Genomic DNA, 17,548 nt, shown 5'->3' on the forward strand with positions numbered 1-17,548 from the left:
TTTTTTTACGCTTATTAAGGATAACTATTATGAGCAAACAACATGCCCCGGGTTTTCTGGCACTGGTAGAGCAGGCCAAAGCGCAGATCAACGAAATTAGCATTGATGAGATGCTGCAGCATAACCAACCCTATGTGCTACTGGATATCCGCGAAGATCACGAATGGCTGGCCGGTCATTTGCCAGAGGCTATGCATCTGGGAAAAGGCATTATTGAGCGCGATATTGAGCAGACGGTAGCAGATAAAAAGCAGAAAATTGTGTTGTACTGCGGTGGAGGTTATCGTTCAGCGCTGTCAGCGCAAACGCTGCAGCAGATGGGCTATCAAAATGTGTTTAGCTTAGCCGGTGGCTACCGTGAGTGGTGCGAGCGTAAGTTACCGGTAGAAGTGCCAAAACCTTAGACAGGTGATTTAGCAGGCGTGATGCGTCACGCCTGCTGCTATAGTCTGGAACCCCGATGCGCAGCCACAGAGTGTCTGAGCAAGCCAGGGATGGCTTGCGAGTTGCTGTGGCGAGCACAGCGGGTGTTGCAGACTATGAAGAAATTAACCAAAACCGATTTAGCGAGACAAGGCTTCAGTTAAATGTGGCCGAATGCCTTTTAACATACCGGCCAGTACTTTCGGGCTGGCCGCGACAATATTACCGCTGCGCATCTGGTTGCTGCCGCCGGTAAAGTCAGACACTAAACCACCGGCTTCACGCACAATAAGCTCGCCGGCAGCAATGTCCCACGGCTTTAAGCCAATTTCAAAGAAGCCGTCAAAGCGGCCAGCGGCCACATAGGCTAAATCCAGCGCGGCAGAGCCGGTACGGCGAATATCGGCAGCATCAGCTAATAAGCTGGTAACCATAGCCGCATGTGCCGGTATATGGGTTTTGTTTTTAAACGGAAAGCCGGTGGCTAAAATAGTGCCGCCCATATCCGGCAGGTTGGTTACCCGGATGCGGGTGCCGTTTAACTGGGCGCCGCGGCCGCGTGAGGCGGTAAATAGCTCACCGCGCAGTGGATCAAAGATCACTGCCTGGTCTAATTTACCCTGATGTTTTAACGCGATAGACACCGCAAAGTGCGGAATGCCTTTAATAAAGTTGGTGGTGCCGTCCAGCGGGTCAATAATCCATTGAAACTCGCTGTCACTATTGCCGTAATCGCCATGCTCTTCGCCGACAATACCGTGGGTCGGGAACGATTTTTTTAACACCTGAACAATGGCTTGTTCAGCTTCTTTGTCTACATTGGTAACAAAGTCGTTGGTGCCTTTTTGCAGTTTCTGAACCATGTCCAGCTGGCCACAGGCGCGTGCGATCACGTTACCGGCGCTGCGGGCAGCGCGAACCGCGATGTTTAACATCGGATGCATAGCAATTACCTTATTTTGAAAAGAGCTGTGTAAATTTCGGTCAAAAGAGCGGCGCGTATTGTAACGGCTACAGCTAAAAAGTAAAGGTAAAACCCGCCCGGGCCGGTGATTTTGTCGCCTGTTCACGTTCTGTTACAAGCGGGTGCCACTGTCAGGTTAGTTTTAGTATAAAATCAGCTTAATTATTCAGAGGCAATTCAGTTTGCCGGTACTAGCTTGGCAGCAGGCCAGCGGTATTTTCACTCTTGATAAAGGACTTACTATGAAAAGCTTAATTGTCAGTGCGCTTATTATCACCACCCTAAGTTTAAGCGGTTGTGGTGCGCTGCATACAGCGGTGGCAAAGCGCAATCTGGATGTGCAAACCAAGATGAGCAGCTCTATTTTTCTCGATCCGGTAGAGCCTGAGCAGCGCACAGTGTTTGTCGATATTCGCAACACCTCAGATAAACCGGAGTTTGACCTTAAACCGCAGGTGATCCAAAGCCTGCAGGCACGTGGTTATCAGGTAATAGATAGCCCGAAACGGGCACATTACTGGTTGCAGGCCAATGTGCTGCAGGTGGGGCGCAGTAATGCCCGTGACACCAATAGTGCGCTGGCAGCCGGCCCTGGTGTTGCCGGTGGCGCAGTAACCGGCTATGCGCTGCACCGTGCTACCGGCGGTAGCTCGGGCGGTGGCGCCGCTATTGGTGCGGCCGTAGGTGGCGCCATTGTTGGCACTGTGGTCGACGCCATGGTTGAAGACGTGTATTACAGCGTGATTACCGACATTCAGATCATGGAGCGCTTTGAGGGGGTCGTCAGTGAAAGCTCGCAACATCAGCTTATTCAGGGCGACAGCGGCAGCACCACCTCCAGTTACCAGCGCGACAGCAATATGCGTAAATACCAAACCCGCATTGTCAGCTTTGCCAACCAGGCCAATTTAAAATGGCCGCAGGCCGAGCCAGAGTTAACCCAGGGCATGGTACGGGCGCTGGCAGGCCTATTCTAAATGCAACGCTGGCTGTTACTTGCTGCGGTGCTGCTGTTAAGTGGTTGCACCGCAGTGCATACCTCTGTGGCGAAACGCAATCTGGACGTGCAAACCCGCATGAGCCAAACGGTATACCTGGACCCGGTAGAGCCAGAGCAGCGCACCATTTATCTGGATATCCGCAACACCACGGCAGAATATCAACTGCCGCTGGCCGACGATGTGCGCAGCTTTATGCTAAGCCGCGGCTATCAGCTGGTAAGTTCGCCATTGCAGGCACAGTATTGGTTACAGGTAAATGTGCGTACGGTATTAAAAGAGCGGCCGGACAAGGTGCTGGCCGACGAATACGGCATGACACCGCAGGAAGTCAGCGAGCTGTTGCACCCGGGTATGGCACCGCCGCCCGAGCCGGAAACACCCGAGCAGCGCGCCGAGCGCTACAGCCGTAATTCGGCGGTGTTTGTTGATACGTCGATTGGCACCAATGTCGATGGCAAAGATATTGCCCGCGCCTTAGTGGTGTTGGCGGCTTTTGCCGGCGCCGAGTATATCGGCAATCAACTGGTGCAGGATAAGTACTACACCATGCTAACCGATATTCAAATCGCCGAGCGCATCAGCCCTGACAGCGGGCAAAAAGTGCAGGAGTACAGCGAACACCAGCTACGGCAGGGCGACAGCGGGGCTTTTGAGCAGCTCTGGCAGCGCGATACCGATATGCGCAAATATCAGGTGCGGGTAGTCAGTTTTGCCAATAAAGCCAACCTGAACTGGCAAGACGCCGAACAACCACTGCATCAGGGCCTGCTGCGCTCACTGGCCGGTATTTTTTAACCGGCCGCTGTTAAGAGACCGGAATTTTTTAACCGGCCACTGCGTGTGTATCACCTTTAATTACGTCACTCAGCGCCCGCACATCCATACCACTGGGGTGCTGGTAAACCCTTAAGCCAAATTCGGGCAATATCGCCAGTAAATGATCAAAAATATCCGACTGGATGCTTTCGTACTTCAGCCAGGCGGTGGTATTGGTAAAACAATACAGCTCCAGCGGCAAGCCGTCGGCGGTAGCAGGCAACTGCCGGGCCATCAGCGTCATGTGCTGGTGAATGCCAGGGTGGCTTTGTAAATAGCGCTCAACGTAGGCGCGAAAAGTGCCAATATTGGTGATGCGCCGGGTGTTTACCGGCTCTTTGCCTTCCTCTGCCAGCTGGGTGTTCCAGTCATCAATTTCCTGCTGTTTACTGGCCAGATAGTCTTTTAACAACTTAAAGCGGCCCAGACGCTTTTTTTGCTCTGCATCTAAAAAGTGCACGCTTTGTTGATCAAGAAAAATGCAGCGCTTAATGCGCCGGCCGCCTGACTCCTGCATACCGCGCCAGTTTTTAAACGGATCGGTCATAAAGCGGCGGGTAGGGATAGTGGTAATGGTTTTATCCCAGTTTTGTATTTTTACCGTATGCAGGGCGATATCAATCACATCGCCATCGGCGTTTAGCTGCGGCATTTCCACCCAGTCGCCTACGCGCAACACATCGTTAGAGGAAATTTGCACACTGGCCACCAGAGATAAAATGGTGTCCTGAAAAATCAGCATCAGCACCGCGGCCATCGCGCCTAAACCTGACAGCAAAATCAGCGGTGAGCGATCAAACAGCGCCGCGATAATCAGGATCAGTGTTACCGCGTAGATAACGATTTTTAATACCTGGATATAGCCTTTAATTGGCCGTATTTTCGCATCGGGCCGCTGTTCGTAAATGGAATTGACGATATCCAACAGGTTGCTCAGCGCCAACGCGATAGTCAGCACCACAAAGGCATTACACACATTGACTATAACGGTAGCCGCGGCCTCCGGCACGCCGCTGACATAACCGATACCGGTAGAAATAATCAGTGCCGGCACCACATTTGACAGCCGCGAGACAAAATTGAATTTTTGCACCACATGTTGCTCATTAATTGGCGTGGCGCGCAGCAGTTTAAAAATACCGCCGATTAAAATGCGTTTTATTACAAAGTTACCCAGCCAGCTAAGGAGTAACAGCAAGGCCAATTCAGTGGGTAATTCTAATTGCGGGTAGTGCTGCAGCGTGTCTTGCAGCGGTTGTATTATTTCATCCACACTCTTTCTCCATCACCAGTGGCGTACAGCGTGGCATAGCTTACCCTGATCCAGGCTGAATGTCGTTGTGCCGACAATAGCTTACCAATATTGCTCTACGGTGATATTACCCGGCGCGCGGCGCAGGTTCTTTTTCAGGCCTAAGCTTTCCAGCGTGGTTTTGGTGTCTTTGATCATATCCGGGTTGCCGCACAGCATCACCTGTGAGCGGTTATTTAATGTTTGCTGGCAAGCGCGTTGCAATTCACCACTGTGGATAAGTTCGGGCAGGCGTTTATTCAGTGCGCCGCTGTGTGCCTCGCGGGTCACAATGGGCTGGTAATGCAGCTGGCCCGGGTATTGGTGCTGATATTGGCCGATTAGATCACGGTATACCAAGTCGCCAATAGTACGCACGCTGTGCACCAGCACGATATGACCAAAGCGCTGCCATAGCTGATGCGTGCCCAGCATCGACAAATAAGGCCCAATGCCGGTGCCGCTGGCGATAAGCCATAAATTGTCACCCTCTGGTACTTCATCCAGCACAAAAAAGCCCGATGCTGGCTGGCTTAGCTCAACACTATCGCCCATTTTAAGTTGCTGCAGCAGTGGTGATAGTTTGCCCTCAGCTACTGTGCTGATTAAGAATTCCTGCTCGCTGCTACCAGGGCTGTTTACCAGCGAATAGGCGCGCTGTAGCCGGCCCTCGTCAGTATTTAACGCCAGCCGGACAAACTGACCGGCGGTAAAGCTAAAGGCGTCGGTTTTCACTTTTAAGCTGAATAAATTGGCATGCCAGTGATGATTGTCGGTTACGGAGCCGCTAAGCCATTGTGCCATAATCAGTTTCCTCTTCGTTTGTTGCCTTAAGCCTAGCAAACAAGCGCTGTTCTACCAGCTTGGGGCTAAACTAACGCCTTAGTGCATGTTATCTTGGGCAACAAAGCCAAAATTACAAGTTATTATGAGCAATACGTTTTTTCTTGCCGACTGGCAGGTAAACCCTAGCGATAATACCCTACGCCAAGGCAAACAGGTTCAGCAGTTAGAGCCCAAGGCGATGGATGTGCTGCTGTTACTGTGCCGTCATGCCGGCGAGGTATTAAGCAGCGATGACATTATTGGTCAGTGCTGGCCTGGCATCGCTACCGGCGATAACCCGCTACATAAAACACTGACCCAACTGCGTAAAGCACTGGGCGACAGTGCCACCACACCGGTTTACATTGAAACCATTCGCAAACGTGGTTACCGCGTTATTGCCAAGGTACGCTATCCGCTGGGGCAAGAACAAAGTGTGGCCGGGCATAGCTGGCAGCAGGGCTCGCCGTTTCCCGGCCTTAAAGCCTACGATGCCAGTTATGCCAGCGTGTTTTTCGGCCGTGGCGCACAAATAGACACCTTGCTTAGCCGCATTGCGCAGCAAATTAAATTTGGCCGTGACTTTTGCTTACTGCTGGGCCCCAGTGGTAGCGGTAAATCGTCGCTGATCAATGCCGGCGTTATGCCTAACTTAATGCAGCCCGGCGGTTTTAATGGCGTAGAGGTACTTTCGTTTACCAGCCTGGATTTAGCCGATGTGGCCAAAGGCCAGTTGCTGCCCAGCCTGGCCAGCAGCTTGCTGGATTGGGAGCTTAATGATGCGCCGGTATTTGCCGGCGACAGCGCCGCCAGCCTGGCAGCGCAATTAGCACAACCAGAGCCGTTATTGCATCGATGTAAAACCTTACTCGGCAGCAAAGGGCGGCACAGCCGGCGCTTTGCCCTTTTTGTTGACCGTTTAGAGGTACTGTTATCGTCACCGCTGTTTAGCGAGCAAGAGCGCACCGGCTTTGTGGCGTTATTAGAACAATTGGCCTGCAGTGGCGCTGTGCTGGTGTTAAGTGCCTGCAGAAACGAGTTCTACCCCGATTTAGTCGACTACCCCAGCTTAATGGCCGGTAAAGCCAAAGGCGCGCATTTTGATTTAGCTGCCCCCGGCCGCGCCGACTTACTGCAAATGATCCGTTTACCGGCACTGGCCGCCGGTTTAAGCTTTGACATCGACCCCGACAGCGCCATGCCACTGGATGAGATCCTGGTGCAAGAGGCCGCCAGCAACCCCGATGCCTTACCGATGTTGCAATACACCTTACAGCAGCTGTACTTGCAGCGTAGCAGTGACAATAAATTGCTGTTAAGTGTGTATCAGGCACTGGGCGGTATTGAAGGCGCTATTGGTAAAAACGCCGAGCAGGCGATTAAAGGCTTAGGCAAAGCCGAGCAAGATTGCCTGCCAAAGGTGTTGTCCTTGCTGGTGACCCTGCGTGAAGATGAGCAAAGCATTACCAGCCGCAGTGCCCGCTTAGCTCAGCTCACCAGCAACGCCGAGCGCACCTTGGTCAATACCATGATTGAGCAGCGGCTGTTTGTGTCTAACCTGCAGCAAGGCGAGCCGTGTTTTAGCATAGCGCACGAAGCGCTGCTTCGGCGCTGGCCGCGCGCTACTGCCTGGATCAGCGAGCATTTTGACAGCTTAAGCGTAAAAAGCCGCTTGCTGCACTTAAGCCAGCGCTGGCGTAGCGAGCAGAAAAACAGTGCTTATTTACTGGCCGAGGGCAAACCGCTGCAAGAGGCGCTGTTGCTGCAGCAAAACACCCTGTTTCAGCTTGATAGCGAAGAGGCCGAGTTTATTCAGGCCTCTCATGCCAAAGCGCGGTTAAAGCGCTGGACGCGCCGCGCCACTGTCAGCTTGCTTTGTGTGCTAACGGTCACCGCCATGACCATGGGTGTGCGCAGTTTTCAGGCCGAGCAACAGGCACAGCAAAAGCGGCTGGCGGCAGAAAATCTGCTCGGTTTTATGGTGGGCGATTTTGCCGACAAACTGCGCAGTATCGGTCGCATGGACTTGCTCGACGGTATCAGCAATAAAGCGCTGGAATACTTTACTGATTACAGCAGCGATGACAGCAGTTTAAGTATTGCCGCCCGCTTGCAGCACGGCCAAACGCTGGAAGCGATGGGCGAGGTGGCCTATTCGCGCGGTAAAACCGACGAAGCGGTAGCGGCGCTGCAAGCTGCCCGGGTGCAACTTGAAGCGGTACTGGCGCAGCAGCCGGATAATTTAGAGCTGCTAAAAACCCTGGGCGCCAATGCGTTTTGGCTGGGGCAGATACAGTACGACGCCAGTAACTGGCAGGCGGTGCAACCAGAGTTTGAGCGTTATTACCAGTACAGTGAGCGAATGTATGAACTGGCACCCGATAACCTCGACGCCATTATGGAGCTGTCCTACGCCACCAATTCGCTGGGCTCGCTGGCGATGCAGCGGCAGCAGTTTGATAAAGCGCGGCAGAATTTTGAGGAATCTCTGCAGTTGAGATTATTAGCACAAGCCAAACAGCCTGATAATAAGCAGTTGCTGGCAGATATCGCCAACACCCGCTCATGGCTGGCTAGTGCAGCTCTGGCGCAAGGTGATATTGCCACAGCTTTAATTGCACACAACGAGATCCAACGCATGTTGGTTACTGCTGGCGAAAACGCTGAACTGTATCTGCTGGAAATGCTGGCAAGTAGCTACCAAATGTCTGCAGACTTATTTGACTTTACGGGACAGACAACGGCAGCTTTAGCTAATGTTAAGTCTGCTGACATAGTCATCCGCAGAGCGTTAGCTCAGGATCCGGACAATAGCCGTTGGCGCAATTTAAAATACTATGTCTTTTATCAATCGCTTAAGTTTTCGCTAGATTTGTCAGAGCATGAAGTTAAGCAAAGTCCGTCGCAGTTAATGAGTCTGCTGAGTAGGGATGGGCTTGATTTATCAGCTACGCGTGAGCAGCAAATGCAAGCCCGGCACTGGTTGACTGCAGCGCAGATACTACTGAAAAAAGGTAATCTACAATCCGCCAAAACCTATGCCGAGCAAGCTTTAATAACGTATGAGCTAGTTGTTGCAAAACATAGCGGTAATTTGCGTAACAGAGCAGGCAAAGCGAATAGTTACCTTGTGCTGGCGAGAATAACAGAAAATAAAGACTTGCCGGCGACACATCAATTTTGCCAACATGCCTTGGATGAACTCGCTGACATCGTGGTTGTAAATAGAGAACCCGATTTTACTGTACCTTATGCTCAAGCACTGGACTGTCAGGGAAAACTTAACAGCGAAAGCGAGCTTATAGCGCAGCTGCAGCAAAGTGGTGTTGTTAATTATCGTTTCAATCCGCAACTATAAGGAAATATGTTATGCCAACTACTCAAGCCGCCAGTTTAATTCAGGTTGTTGTCAATCTGGAAAACGGTGAACCGGTATTCAGTTATCAGACTACCAGCGGCCAACCGCTACCCAACGGTGATATTACCGTTACCGAAGCGGGTACACTCACTTACCAATTGGTCGACAATACCGGCAAAGGTTTAAAGTTTGTTGGTGTTGGTTTTACCACACCTTTTGATGGCATTATTGATGCGATTACCGTGAGCAGCGATGGTCAGTTAGTACAAATGCTGGATATGGACCGCAGTGCCGGCAGTACTAAGTTTCAGTTTGTGCTGACGAACACCGCCAATACCTTGATGGTGCTAAGCCCAGATCCGGAAGTGAAAAACCTGCCACCAAATTAAATCTCTGCTCCAAACTCAGAATTAAAGCCCCGCAAGGGGCTTTTTAGTCTATATAAATCAATAGATTAAATCAGAAGATTACCGAAAGGTTCGCCTGCGTATAAATAGCTAAAGTTGGCAGCAGTTAAATTAGCACTGCGGGAAAGCCAAATGAACACTGCACAGCGCAACAGCCAGATACCAGCCCATGCCTTAAACGATGACAGCCCCTGGCTGGAAGATACGGCCACCAATCCTGGCCTGGATTTGGGCAGTTTTATTCAGTACCTGGCCGAGGCGGTGCTGGTGGTTAGCCCGGATGGCGTAATTGAATGCGCCAACGCCAAAGCTGCACTGCTGCTTAATTGTGTTGGCGCGCCGCTGATTGGCCGTAAGTGGCCGCAGTTTCTGGTGAGCCGCTGCCAGCAGCAATACGAGGGGCTGGTGAATATGGTAGCCAAACGCATTTTATCCCTGCAGGCCGGCCCCAGTGAAATGGCGGTGCGCTGCGCCGATGGCGAAATAAAAGATATTGAGCTGTCAGTGTCGTTTTTACCTGAGCCCGAGGCACATTTGGTGCTGGTGATGCGCGATTTAACCCGCTACAAGGCCGAATGCGAGCAGCTACGGCTGGAAGCCGCTACTGATGCACTGACTGGCCTGGCGAACCGGCGTGGTTTTGACGAGCAGTTGCAAACGCAGTGGCTGCAATGTACACAAGCGCGCCGGCCGCTTAGCGTGATCATTATCGATATCGACTTTTTTAAACAGTTTAACGACCGCTACGGCCATATTCAGGGCGATGCCTGTTTGCGCAAAGTGGCCGGTGCCATAGTGCAGGCCATGCCGGTGGACGGCAAGCTGGCGGCGCGCTATGGCGGTGAAGAGTTTGCGCTTATTTTACCTAACCATAATGAAATCAGTGCATTAAAGGTGGCGCGTGAGGTGCAGCAGGCGGTAAGGCAGTTAAGCTTTAGCGATGCCGGTTTACCCTCAACAGTCAATGTTAGCGTCAGCCAGGGCGTGGCAACTGAAATTAACGGCCAATACCGCACCGCGCTGGCGCTGCTGTGTGCCGCGGATACGGCGCTGTATCGCGCCAAAGCGGATGGCCGCGACTGTGTTAATACCAGCAGTTAACAGCAACACTGAGATGAGTCAGTTAAGAGCAATGTTAAGCGCAGCAGCCTTAACAGCAAGCCAGCTGAAAGTGCACGGTTTTATCGCAGTTGCTGCGGCCGCTTTCATCGCACAGCTGCATAAAACGGATGGCATACCGGTATTTATTGCCGCTTACGGTGGGGTACACGCCATCGGCAGGCGTGTAACGAATACGCAGTAGCTGATGCTGCTCTGTGTTGCTCTGGTAAAAGCCGTTTTCGGCGGCGACTTCACTAAACTGGCCTTTCTCGCGGCAAAAATTCAGCACAAACCCCAGCGCGTTGTGCAGCAACGCAAATTCAGCACACCAACGGTTAACATCTTGCTGGCGCTGCGTAAGCGGCATACTTAGCCAGTATTGTAATTGGGGTACGTCAAAGTAGCAGGTGCCACCGGCCATAGCAAAACGCTGGCGCAGCGGGCTTAAAAACTTATCGTCTTTTAAATTACCGACAAACTTGCCGCTTTTCAACAGCTCTGCCTGCAGCCTTACGGCCTGCTGTAACACCTTACTCAGTTTGTCGTCCGCTACCGACGGGTGATTGGCCCAGGCCACTAAGGCGGCCTCGCAGCGCTCGCAGTCTTTTATCAGGTCTGGCCGAATATCATTTCTGTCCAGCACTTCAATCAGATCAAACAGGATATTAAAAAACGCCAGTTGTTGGGGTTCGCTGTCTAACCGGGTTAGCTCGGCCAACTGGTTTAGCAGGTATTCCAGCTTAAGGTAGGTGCGTAGTTTTTCGTTTAGCGGGTGCTCGTACAATAGCTCGGCCATTGGTGCTGCCATCCTGGTTGTGACAGCACCCAGCCTGATGTCAGTGGCGGGCCAGTTGCAGATATTGCTGATGCAGGCGCTCTACCTGGCTGTCTAATGCTGCAATAGTGCTGTCATTGCTAATAATATCGTCGGCTTGTGCCAGCCGTTCGGTGCGCGAAAGTTGCGCCGCCATAATGGCGCGAATTTGCTGCTCGCTGGCGTTATCCCGCGCCATGGCCCGCGTTAATTGCACTGGCTCGGGTAAGTCAATTACCAACACCCGCTGAACATACTGGTTTAGCTTATTCTCCAGCAGCAGTGGTGCCACCAGCAGCGCATAGGGCGAGCTGAGCGCATTCAGCTGGGCTAACAAGCTTTGGCGTATCGCCGGGTGCAGTAGCTGCTCTAACCAGCTTTTCGCCTCTGGCTGGCTGAAAATCGTGTCGCGCAATTTAGCGCGGTTTAAGCTGCCATCAGCTTGCAAAACACTGCTGCCAAAACGCTGGCTAATGGCATTGTGGCAAGCTGTGCCTGGCATCACCACTTCGCGTGAGACAATGTCGGCATCAACATAGTGTACACCGCGTTTGACAAATAGCTCTGCCACTGTGGTTTTGCCGCAGCCTATGCCGCCGGTCAGGCCCACAATATAGCGCGACAAGCCGTTACAGCCCTAAATAACGCAAGTAGGCGCCGGTTAACTGCTCGCCCCATAGCAGGGCTATCCAGCCGGCAGCGGCAATATAAGGCCCAAACGGGATAGGGGTGGCTTTATCTTTACCCTGAATGCTTAACAGTAAAATACCAATGACTGCGCCAACCACTGACGACAGTAAAATAATCAGCGGCAGCTGTTGCCAACCCAGTAAAGCACCAAAAACGGCCATTAGCTTAAAATCGCCATAACCCATGCCTTCCTTACCGGTAAGCAGCTTAAACAGCCAGTACACGCTCCACAGGCTTAAATAACCGCAAGCGGCGCCGACAATAGCCTGCGCCGGGTTAACCATAGCTGAATCAGTCAGGCTAAACAGCAGCGCCAGCCACAGCAGCGGCAGGGTAAGCTGATCCGGCAGCAGCATTTTATCAATATCAATAAAGGTCAGTGCTATCAGTACCCAGGTTACCAAAATAAGCAGCAATGCCGGCAGGCCAAATCCCAGCTGCCAGGCCACAGTGGCTGATAACAGTGCGGTTAAGGCTTCTATTGCCGGGTAACGCGCACTTATCGATGCTTTGCAGTTACGGCACTTACCACCCAGCATCAGCCAGCTAATTACCGGGATATTGTCATAAGCTTTAATGGCGCTTTGGCATTTAGGGCAGCGCGAACGCGGCACAGCCAGGTTAAACGGCTCAGCTTTAGCTGCATTGGCATCAGGGCTAAAATAGGCCTGATATTCCTGCTGCCATTCACGCTCCATCATAATAGGCAGGCGGTAAATCAGCACATTTAAAAAGCTGCCTACAATCAGGCTAACGATTGTTGCCGCTAAAATAAATAGCGACGGATAATCACTTAAAAAGACTTGAATATCACTCACTGATTATCCAACCACTGCGCCAAGAGAGAAGATAGGTAAGTACATAGCGACGATAAGCCCACCAATTACTACACCAAGGACCGCCATTATTACGGGCTCTAGTAATGCCGTCAGGCCATCGACAGCGTCGTCCACTTCTTGTTCGTAAATGTTAGCAACCTTCGATAGCATGCTGTCAAGTGCTCCTGATTCTTCGCCGATTGATACCATTTGCACTACCATTTCTGGGAATTGGTCAGTTTGTTTCATAGCAAGATTCATCTGATTACCTGAAGAGACTTCCTCTCTGATAAAAAGAATTGCTGTTTTATAAATTTCATTGCCCGAAGCGCCTGCAGCAGACTCAAGAGCCTCTATCAGTGGAACGCCTGCGGCAAAAGTGGTAGATAAGGTTCGGGCAAACCTGGCTACAGCAGACTTGTTAAGAATAACTCCCAGCACCGGCAGTTTTAACAATAATGCATCGGCTGCCGTTCTAAACTTCAAGTTAGAAGAATACATTTTTTTTATGGTGTAAAAAGAAGCAACTAAAATAGCTAGCACAACCCACCAATATTGCTGTAGTCCTTCAGATATGTTGAGTACGAATTGAGTAAAGGCTGGTAATTCAGCCCCAAAGCCGGCGAATATTTCTGCGAACTGAGGCACGACAAATATTAGCAATACAGCGGTAACTATAGAGGCTATCACCATAACAGCGGCAGGATAGAACATCGCCTTTTTTATCTTCGACTTTAGCGCTTCAGATTTTTCTTTGTATATGGCTAGCCTGTCAAAAATTTGATCTAATGAACCAGAAGCTTCACCAGACTTTACCAGGTCGCAATAAAGTTCATCGAAATACTTAGGGTGTTCACGTAAGGTATCAGACAGAGGTAAGCCCGCCTGCACTTTCACCGAAATTTTCTGCATCAAGGTACGCAAATTCTTATTATCTGAACCATTCGCAATCAGGTCGATAGATTGTACCAAAGGTACACCCGCACCCAGCATGGTCGCCATTTGCCGGGTAACAATAGCAATATCCAGTGCAGTGATTTTTTTGCCATCACCAAACAGCGACTTTGGCTTTTTCTTAACGCCAGATGGTGTAATACCCTGCTGACGCAATAAGGCTTTTACCTCAGCAATACTGGTGCCTTTAATTTCACCGTCTACTTTACTACCCCGACGGTTAACGCCTTTATAGGTATAGCTTTCCAGCTCTTTTATTTTAAATTGTTGTGCCTGAGCCATGCTTTTTGTCCTGTTGCTGCGCCTTAGGCGCGATCACTAAAATGCGGTAAACGTTAATATAAAACACTTATCACTAAAAACTCACCACTCACCACTAAGCACTGCTTTAGCCCTTAGTCACCCGGTTTACCTCGGCCAGACTGGTTAACCCAGCCGCGGCTTTTAGTAAGCCCGACTGGCGCAGGTTATTAATGCCCTCGGTTTGCGCCTGGGTGGCAATATCCAGTGAGTTACCGCCCTGCATAATAATATCGGCCATGCGGCCACTTACCGGCATTACCTCATAAATACCGACCCGGCCTTTATAGCCATTGGTGCAGTGCTCACAGCCAATCGGTTTAAACAGTTTAAGGCCAGGTAGCTGCTGGGGGGTATAGCCCTGTTTTAACAGCTCGGCTTCGGGTAGCACCTCGGGCTGTTTGCAGTGGCTACACAACCGCCGAGCCAGGCGCTGGGCAATAATAAGTGATACCGAGCTTGCCACGTTATAAGACGGCACACCCATATTGAGTAAACGGGTTAGCGTTTCCGGTGCCGAGTTAGTGTGCAGAGTCGATAATACCAGGTGGCCGGTTTGTGCCGCTTTAATGGCGATTTCGGCAGTTTCTAAATCCCGTATCTCACCCACCATGACCACATCAGGGTCCTGGCGTAAAAAGGCTTTTAGCGCCGAGGCAAAGGTTAAACCGGCGCGCGGATTTACCTGCACCTGGTTAATACCGGCTAAGTTTATTTCAACCGGATCTTCAGCAGTAGAAATATTGGTTTCGCTGGTATTTAAAATGGCCAAACCGGTATACAGCGATACCGTTTTACCTGAGCCGGTGGGGCCGGTAACCAATATCATGCCCTGCGGCTGGGCTAAGGCATCTAAATAGAGTTTTTTCTGGTTTTCTTCATAACCTAATACATCGATACCCAACATGGCGCTGTCAGAGTCGAGGATCCGCATTACAATTTTCTCACCCCACAAGGTAGGCAGGGTGCTGACACGGAAATCGATGGATTTTTTTGCCGACAGCTTAAGTTTAATGCGGCCATCCTGCGGTACGCGCTTTTCGGCGATATCCAGCCGCGACATAACCTTTAACCGCGCTGATAAGCGGGTAGACAAGGCAACCGGCGGGCTGGCCATTTCATGCAAAATGCCGTCGATACGAAAGCGGATGCGGTATGTTTTCTCATAAGGTTCAAAGTGTAAGTCAGAGGCGCCTTTGCGTATCGCGTCCAGCAGCATTTTATTAATAAAGGCAATAATCGGCTGGTCTTCTTTGTCTACCTGTACGCCAGCACCGTCTTCTTCCTCTTCCTGGGCTATGCCCATAGAGCCCAAATCCCAGTCGCTGTCAGTAAAGTCGCCGCCCAGGCTGCTGTCAAACAGCTTATCAATCAGTTTATGCAGCTTGTCGTATTCAACCACCACCACTTCGGCATTTAAGCCGGTGTTAAACTCAAAATCTTCAATGGTTTGGATATTGGTCGGGTCGACTACCGCCAAATACATATTGCGGCCACGCTTACCCAGCGGCAGCATATCGGTTTTACGGATCAGTTTTTCGTTGCGTAAATCTTCTGGCACATAGTCCAGCGAGAAGTGATCCAGGTCCATACAAATGGCCTGGCTAATGCCGGCTGCAGCATGTGCCAATTTTTCTGCCGTTATCAGCTTTTCAGTGATTAACAGCTCGGGCAGGTTTTTGAATTGGCCGCCTTTATCGGTCACGGCTTTAGTAGCGACATCGCCATTAATAGTGCCAAGCTGCACCAGGCGTTTAAATAAAGTTGAGGTAGTAGTTACGGCCATTCAGCGCAAACATCCTGATTTTGCTAATAAGACTTAGATAAAGTTAACTGATTATGCCACTAAACGCGTGTTATTCAAGTTTATAGCTTCGTTAATATCCAAGTGCCAAGGTCAGCGAAAGTAGTGGATTAATTAATACTTACTCTTCGAAGCTTGCTGTAATTAAAAACAATTCACTACTACGAGCTATCAGAGTCATATAAGGCACAGAAAGAGTGGGGCTAAAGCTGTACAAATAAAAAGCCAGCATTACTGCTGGCTTTAGCATCTCAAATTATTCAATTAAACTTCTGTACAACCACGTGGAGTAGCTGAAGCTAACCAACCAGCTGGGCGGTTACCAATTTCGCAAGTCCACACGCCTGTAGCAGCTGCGCGACGTAAAGTTACCACTGCACCATCCACTGATGGATTGCCCTGTACTGTGCCTGCAATAAAGTCTGCACCCAGATCATGAGTAGAACAGGCTTGAGCACTTGGAACGTTAACGTCTGCCAGAGCGGTAGCACCAGTGGCAGGAGTAATAGCAGTACCTTGGCTAATTAAGAACTCAAAACCAGCTTCGCCATTTTTAATTTCTTTATAGCAAGACGTTACCGCACCACCAGCAGTGTATGACTGGTACTGTGGAATTGCTACTGCAGCTAAAATACCGATAATCGCGATAACGATTAACAGTTCAATTAAGGTAAAACCTTGTTGTACGCGTTTCATAATTTACTTCTCCTGATGTTTTAATAGCCGCTGGGGCTACACGTTATTTTGGTCATTTTTAGACAGGGCGCAAGCTAAATGTTACAAAATTTATCAGTAAAGCTTAAGTGTTTGTATGGAATGGTAATTTAGATTTTTAGTGGGCTGGCAAGCTAAGTATTATTTAGTACAAAAGTACTAGTTTTATTGCTCTAACTTAATTGCTGCTAAAGCAAGATTGCTATTGGTCGTGCTAAGCAGGCCGTTTAACGCGCTAAAAAGCGTGTTTTTAGCGGTGACAGCGGCAAATGTTAATGCTGGCTTTTTAAGCGGGTGGTAGAAAATGTCAGCAGGTTGTATAGCGGGTTGTCGAATATTGTGGTGGGTTATATATCGACCTTTGGTTTTGCAATTCTCATCTCTTTTGTCAAAGGTGGTGGTGTTGGCAGGGTTCAGATTAAATCCCGTTCAATAAGCGCTTTGCTTAGCTGATCTGCAAATTGTGTTAGTAGCGGTATAAAACCGTGGGCGCTGTTTAGTGCTTCAGCCAATATGGCAGGGTCTTCGATATATTCGTGCACCATTTTATTGCGCAGTTGTCTGGCTACCAGCCAGTTTTCTGCAGATTGTAGCCAGCCATATTTTTCAGCTTTATTCAGGTTATCCAGTACCGGGCCGGTTTTCTCACCCAGCGCCGCCAGCACGGCAGGTAATAATTTATCGCCGATATTGTCTTGCAAGCGGCCAAACCGACTGGCGAAGGCGTCTAATTGTTCTGATAAAGCGATGTTGGTGTCCAAATTAGCCAAAAACTGTGAATCGATAGTTTGACTGAATAAACGATGGCTGGTTTGCTGCAGATACCGGCTCTCTTTGGCAATTACCCGCACTAAAAACTGTAGTCGTAGCTTTATATCGTCTGTCATAGGCGGATACCTTTAGCGGCAATATCGTGTATCGGCGTTTTTGCCACATTAGGCGCGCTAATAATCACATCAATTTTTTGTAGTCCCAATGCCAGCATTAGCTTAGCTTCTAGCTTCGCGCTTGCAATTACTGGCTGCGCTATGGGTTGCTGCAGTTCTACCAGCAAGTCGATATCACCACCGCGTTTAGTGTCATGCATTCTGGAACCAAATAGCTTTACCACGGCATCAGTACCAAAAATTTCTTTGGTTAGCTGTGTGATGGTATTCGTTTGCTGAGTGGTTAAACGCATTCGTTCTCTTTATTGGCGAGTAATTTGATCTAAAGTGTAGCAAAGCAATGTAATGAAACACAGTTCTATAATTTAGCGCGCCCCAATT

17 protein-coding genes are annotated in these 17,548 nt (G+C 50.1%); 6 read left to right on the plus strand and 11 right to left on the minus strand.

Annotated features, from left to right (window positions below; translation table 11 throughout):
* Positions 1-29 precede the first annotated feature (29 nt).
* Complete coding sequence (locus RNAN_RS00130; protein WP_008217486.1) at positions 30-404, plus strand: rhodanese-like domain-containing protein; 375 nt, start codon at positions 30-32, stop codon at positions 402-404.
* A 159-nt stretch (positions 405-563) separates the two neighbouring features.
* Here RNAN_RS00130 and suhB read toward each other — a convergent pair whose 3' ends face one another.
* Positions 564-1,367 carry an inositol-1-monophosphatase gene (suhB, locus tag RNAN_RS00135; protein ID WP_008217487.1) on the minus strand — a complete coding sequence of 268 codons (804 nt, stop codon included), beginning with the start codon at positions 1,365-1,367 and terminating at the stop codon, positions 564-566.
* A gap of 262 nt (positions 1,368-1,629) precedes the next feature.
* Between suhB and RNAN_RS00140 the strand changes: the two genes are divergently transcribed.
* Positions 1,630-2,364 (plus strand): complement resistance protein TraT, encoded by a 735-nt coding sequence (locus RNAN_RS00140; protein ID WP_008217489.1) that lies wholly within the window; start codon positions 1,630-1,632, stop codon positions 2,362-2,364.
* A complete protein-coding gene (locus tag RNAN_RS00145) occupies positions 2,365-3,183 on the plus strand; it encodes a complement resistance protein TraT (RefSeq protein WP_008217491.1) in 819 nt (272 codons plus the stop codon). It begins immediately after the preceding gene.
* A gap of 28 nt (positions 3,184-3,211) precedes the next feature.
* On the opposite strand, the gene RNAN_RS00150 is transcribed toward RNAN_RS00145, so the two are convergent.
* Positions 3,212-4,477, minus strand: coding sequence for a mechanosensitive ion channel family protein (locus RNAN_RS00150; RefSeq protein WP_008217493.1), 1,266 nt, complete (start codon positions 4,475-4,477; stop codon positions 3,212-3,214).
* Positions 4,478-4,558: 81 nt separating this feature from the next.
* Complete coding sequence (locus RNAN_RS00155) at positions 4,559-5,299, minus strand: ferredoxin--NADP reductase (protein ID WP_008217495.1); 741 nt, start codon at positions 5,297-5,299, stop codon at positions 4,559-4,561.
* Between the two features lie 124 nt (positions 5,300-5,423).
* Between RNAN_RS00155 and RNAN_RS00160 the strand changes: the two genes are divergently transcribed.
* The 3 genes from RNAN_RS00160 (at position 5,424) to RNAN_RS19460 (ending at position 10,186) form a co-directional block, all read left to right on the plus strand.
* Positions 5,424-8,678: an nSTAND1 domain-containing NTPase gene (locus RNAN_RS00160; RefSeq protein ID WP_008217497.1), complete on the plus strand. Its 3,255-nt coding sequence runs from the start codon at positions 5,424-5,426 to the stop codon at positions 8,676-8,678.
* An 11-nt stretch (positions 8,679-8,689) separates the two neighbouring features.
* Positions 8,690-9,067, plus strand: a complete 378-nt coding sequence (locus RNAN_RS00165; protein ID WP_008217499.1) for a DP-EP family protein — start codon at positions 8,690-8,692, stop codon at positions 9,065-9,067.
* 150 nt (positions 9,068-9,217) lie between these two features.
* Positions 9,218-10,186 (plus strand): sensor domain-containing diguanylate cyclase, encoded by a 969-nt coding sequence (locus tag RNAN_RS19460; protein ID WP_040551339.1) that lies wholly within the window; start codon positions 9,218-9,220, stop codon positions 10,184-10,186.
* A 49-nt stretch (positions 10,187-10,235) separates the two neighbouring features.
* On the opposite strand, the gene zapD is transcribed toward RNAN_RS19460, so the two are convergent.
* The 8 genes from zapD to RNAN_RS00210 form a co-directional block, all read right to left on the minus strand.
* A complete protein-coding gene (gene zapD, locus RNAN_RS00175; RefSeq protein WP_008217503.1) occupies positions 10,236-10,982 on the minus strand; it encodes a cell division protein ZapD in 747 nt (248 codons plus the stop codon).
* 40 nt (positions 10,983-11,022) lie between these two features.
* Positions 11,023-11,625, minus strand: a complete 603-nt coding sequence (gene coaE, locus RNAN_RS00180) for a dephospho-CoA kinase (RefSeq protein WP_040551340.1) — start codon at positions 11,623-11,625, stop codon at positions 11,023-11,025.
* Positions 11,626-11,629: 4 nt separating this feature from the next.
* A complete protein-coding gene (locus tag RNAN_RS00185; protein ID WP_008217507.1) occupies positions 11,630-12,508 on the minus strand; it encodes a prepilin peptidase in 879 nt (292 codons plus the stop codon).
* Between the two features lie 3 nt (positions 12,509-12,511).
* Entirely contained in the window at positions 12,512-13,744 is a 1,233-nt protein-coding gene (locus RNAN_RS00190) for a type II secretion system F family protein (protein WP_008217510.1), read from the minus strand.
* Positions 13,745-13,850: 106 nt separating this feature from the next.
* Positions 13,851-15,548: a type IV-A pilus assembly ATPase PilB gene (gene pilB, locus RNAN_RS00195; protein ID WP_008217512.1), complete on the minus strand. Its 1,698-nt coding sequence runs from the start codon at positions 15,546-15,548 to the stop codon at positions 13,851-13,853.
* 282 nt (positions 15,549-15,830) lie between these two features.
* Positions 15,831-16,262, minus strand: coding sequence for a pilin (locus RNAN_RS19465; protein ID WP_008217516.1), 432 nt, complete (start codon positions 16,260-16,262; stop codon positions 15,831-15,833).
* A 431-nt stretch (positions 16,263-16,693) separates the two neighbouring features.
* Entirely contained in the window at positions 16,694-17,167 is a 474-nt protein-coding gene (locus RNAN_RS00205) for a hypothetical protein (protein WP_008217519.1), read from the minus strand.
* The gene (locus tag RNAN_RS00210) at positions 17,164-17,460 is read right to left on the minus strand and encodes a hypothetical protein (protein WP_008217521.1); all 297 of its coding nucleotides are present in this window, start codon (positions 17,458-17,460) and stop codon (positions 17,164-17,166) included. The genes RNAN_RS00205 and RNAN_RS00210 overlap by 4 nt, the downstream gene beginning before the upstream one ends.
* Positions 17,461-17,548: the final 88 nt, after the last annotated feature.

The organism is Rheinheimera nanhaiensis E407-8 (genome assembly GCF_000296695.1).
Classification (GTDB): domain Bacteria; phylum Pseudomonadota; class Gammaproteobacteria; order Enterobacterales; family Alteromonadaceae; genus Alishewanella; species Alishewanella nanhaiensis.

Coding starts and splice junctions, on each gene's coding strand:
- RNAN_RS00130 (WP_008217486.1), top strand. CDS start 30: ATGAGCAAACAACATGCCCCGGGTTTTCTGGCACTGGTAGAGCAGGCC.
- RNAN_RS19460 (WP_040551339.1), top strand. CDS start 9,218: ATGAACACTGCACAGCGCAACAGCCAGATACCAGCCCATGCCTTAAAC.
- RNAN_RS00190 (WP_008217510.1), bottom strand. CDS start 13,744: ATGGCTCAGGCACAACAATTTAAAATAAAAGAGCTGGAAAGCTATACC.
- RNAN_RS00160 (WP_008217497.1), top strand. CDS start 5,424: ATGAGCAATACGTTTTTTCTTGCCGACTGGCAGGTAAACCCTAGCGAT.
- suhB (WP_008217487.1), bottom strand. CDS start 1,367: ATGCATCCGATGTTAAACATCGCGGTTCGCGCTGCCCGCAGCGCCGGT.
- RNAN_RS00165 (WP_008217499.1), top strand. CDS start 8,690: ATGCCAACTACTCAAGCCGCCAGTTTAATTCAGGTTGTTGTCAATCTG.
- RNAN_RS00145 (WP_008217491.1), top strand. CDS start 2,365: ATGCAACGCTGGCTGTTACTTGCTGCGGTGCTGCTGTTAAGTGGTTGC.
- RNAN_RS00140 (WP_008217489.1), top strand. CDS start 1,630: ATGAAAAGCTTAATTGTCAGTGCGCTTATTATCACCACCCTAAGTTTA.
- RNAN_RS19465 (WP_008217516.1), bottom strand. CDS start 16,262: ATGAAACGCGTACAACAAGGTTTTACCTTAATTGAACTGTTAATCGTT.
- RNAN_RS00205 (WP_008217519.1), bottom strand. CDS start 17,167: ATGACAGACGATATAAAGCTACGACTACAGTTTTTAGTGCGGGTAATT.
- RNAN_RS00155 (WP_008217495.1), bottom strand. CDS start 5,299: ATGGCACAATGGCTTAGCGGCTCCGTAACCGACAATCATCACTGGCAT.
- RNAN_RS00210 (WP_008217521.1), bottom strand. CDS start 17,460: ATGCGTTTAACCACTCAGCAAACGAATACCATCACACAGCTAACCAAA.
- zapD (WP_008217503.1), bottom strand. CDS start 10,982: ATGGCCGAGCTATTGTACGAGCACCCGCTAAACGAAAAACTACGCACC.
- pilB (WP_008217512.1), bottom strand. CDS start 15,548: ATGGCCGTAACTACTACCTCAACTTTATTTAAACGCCTGGTGCAGCTT.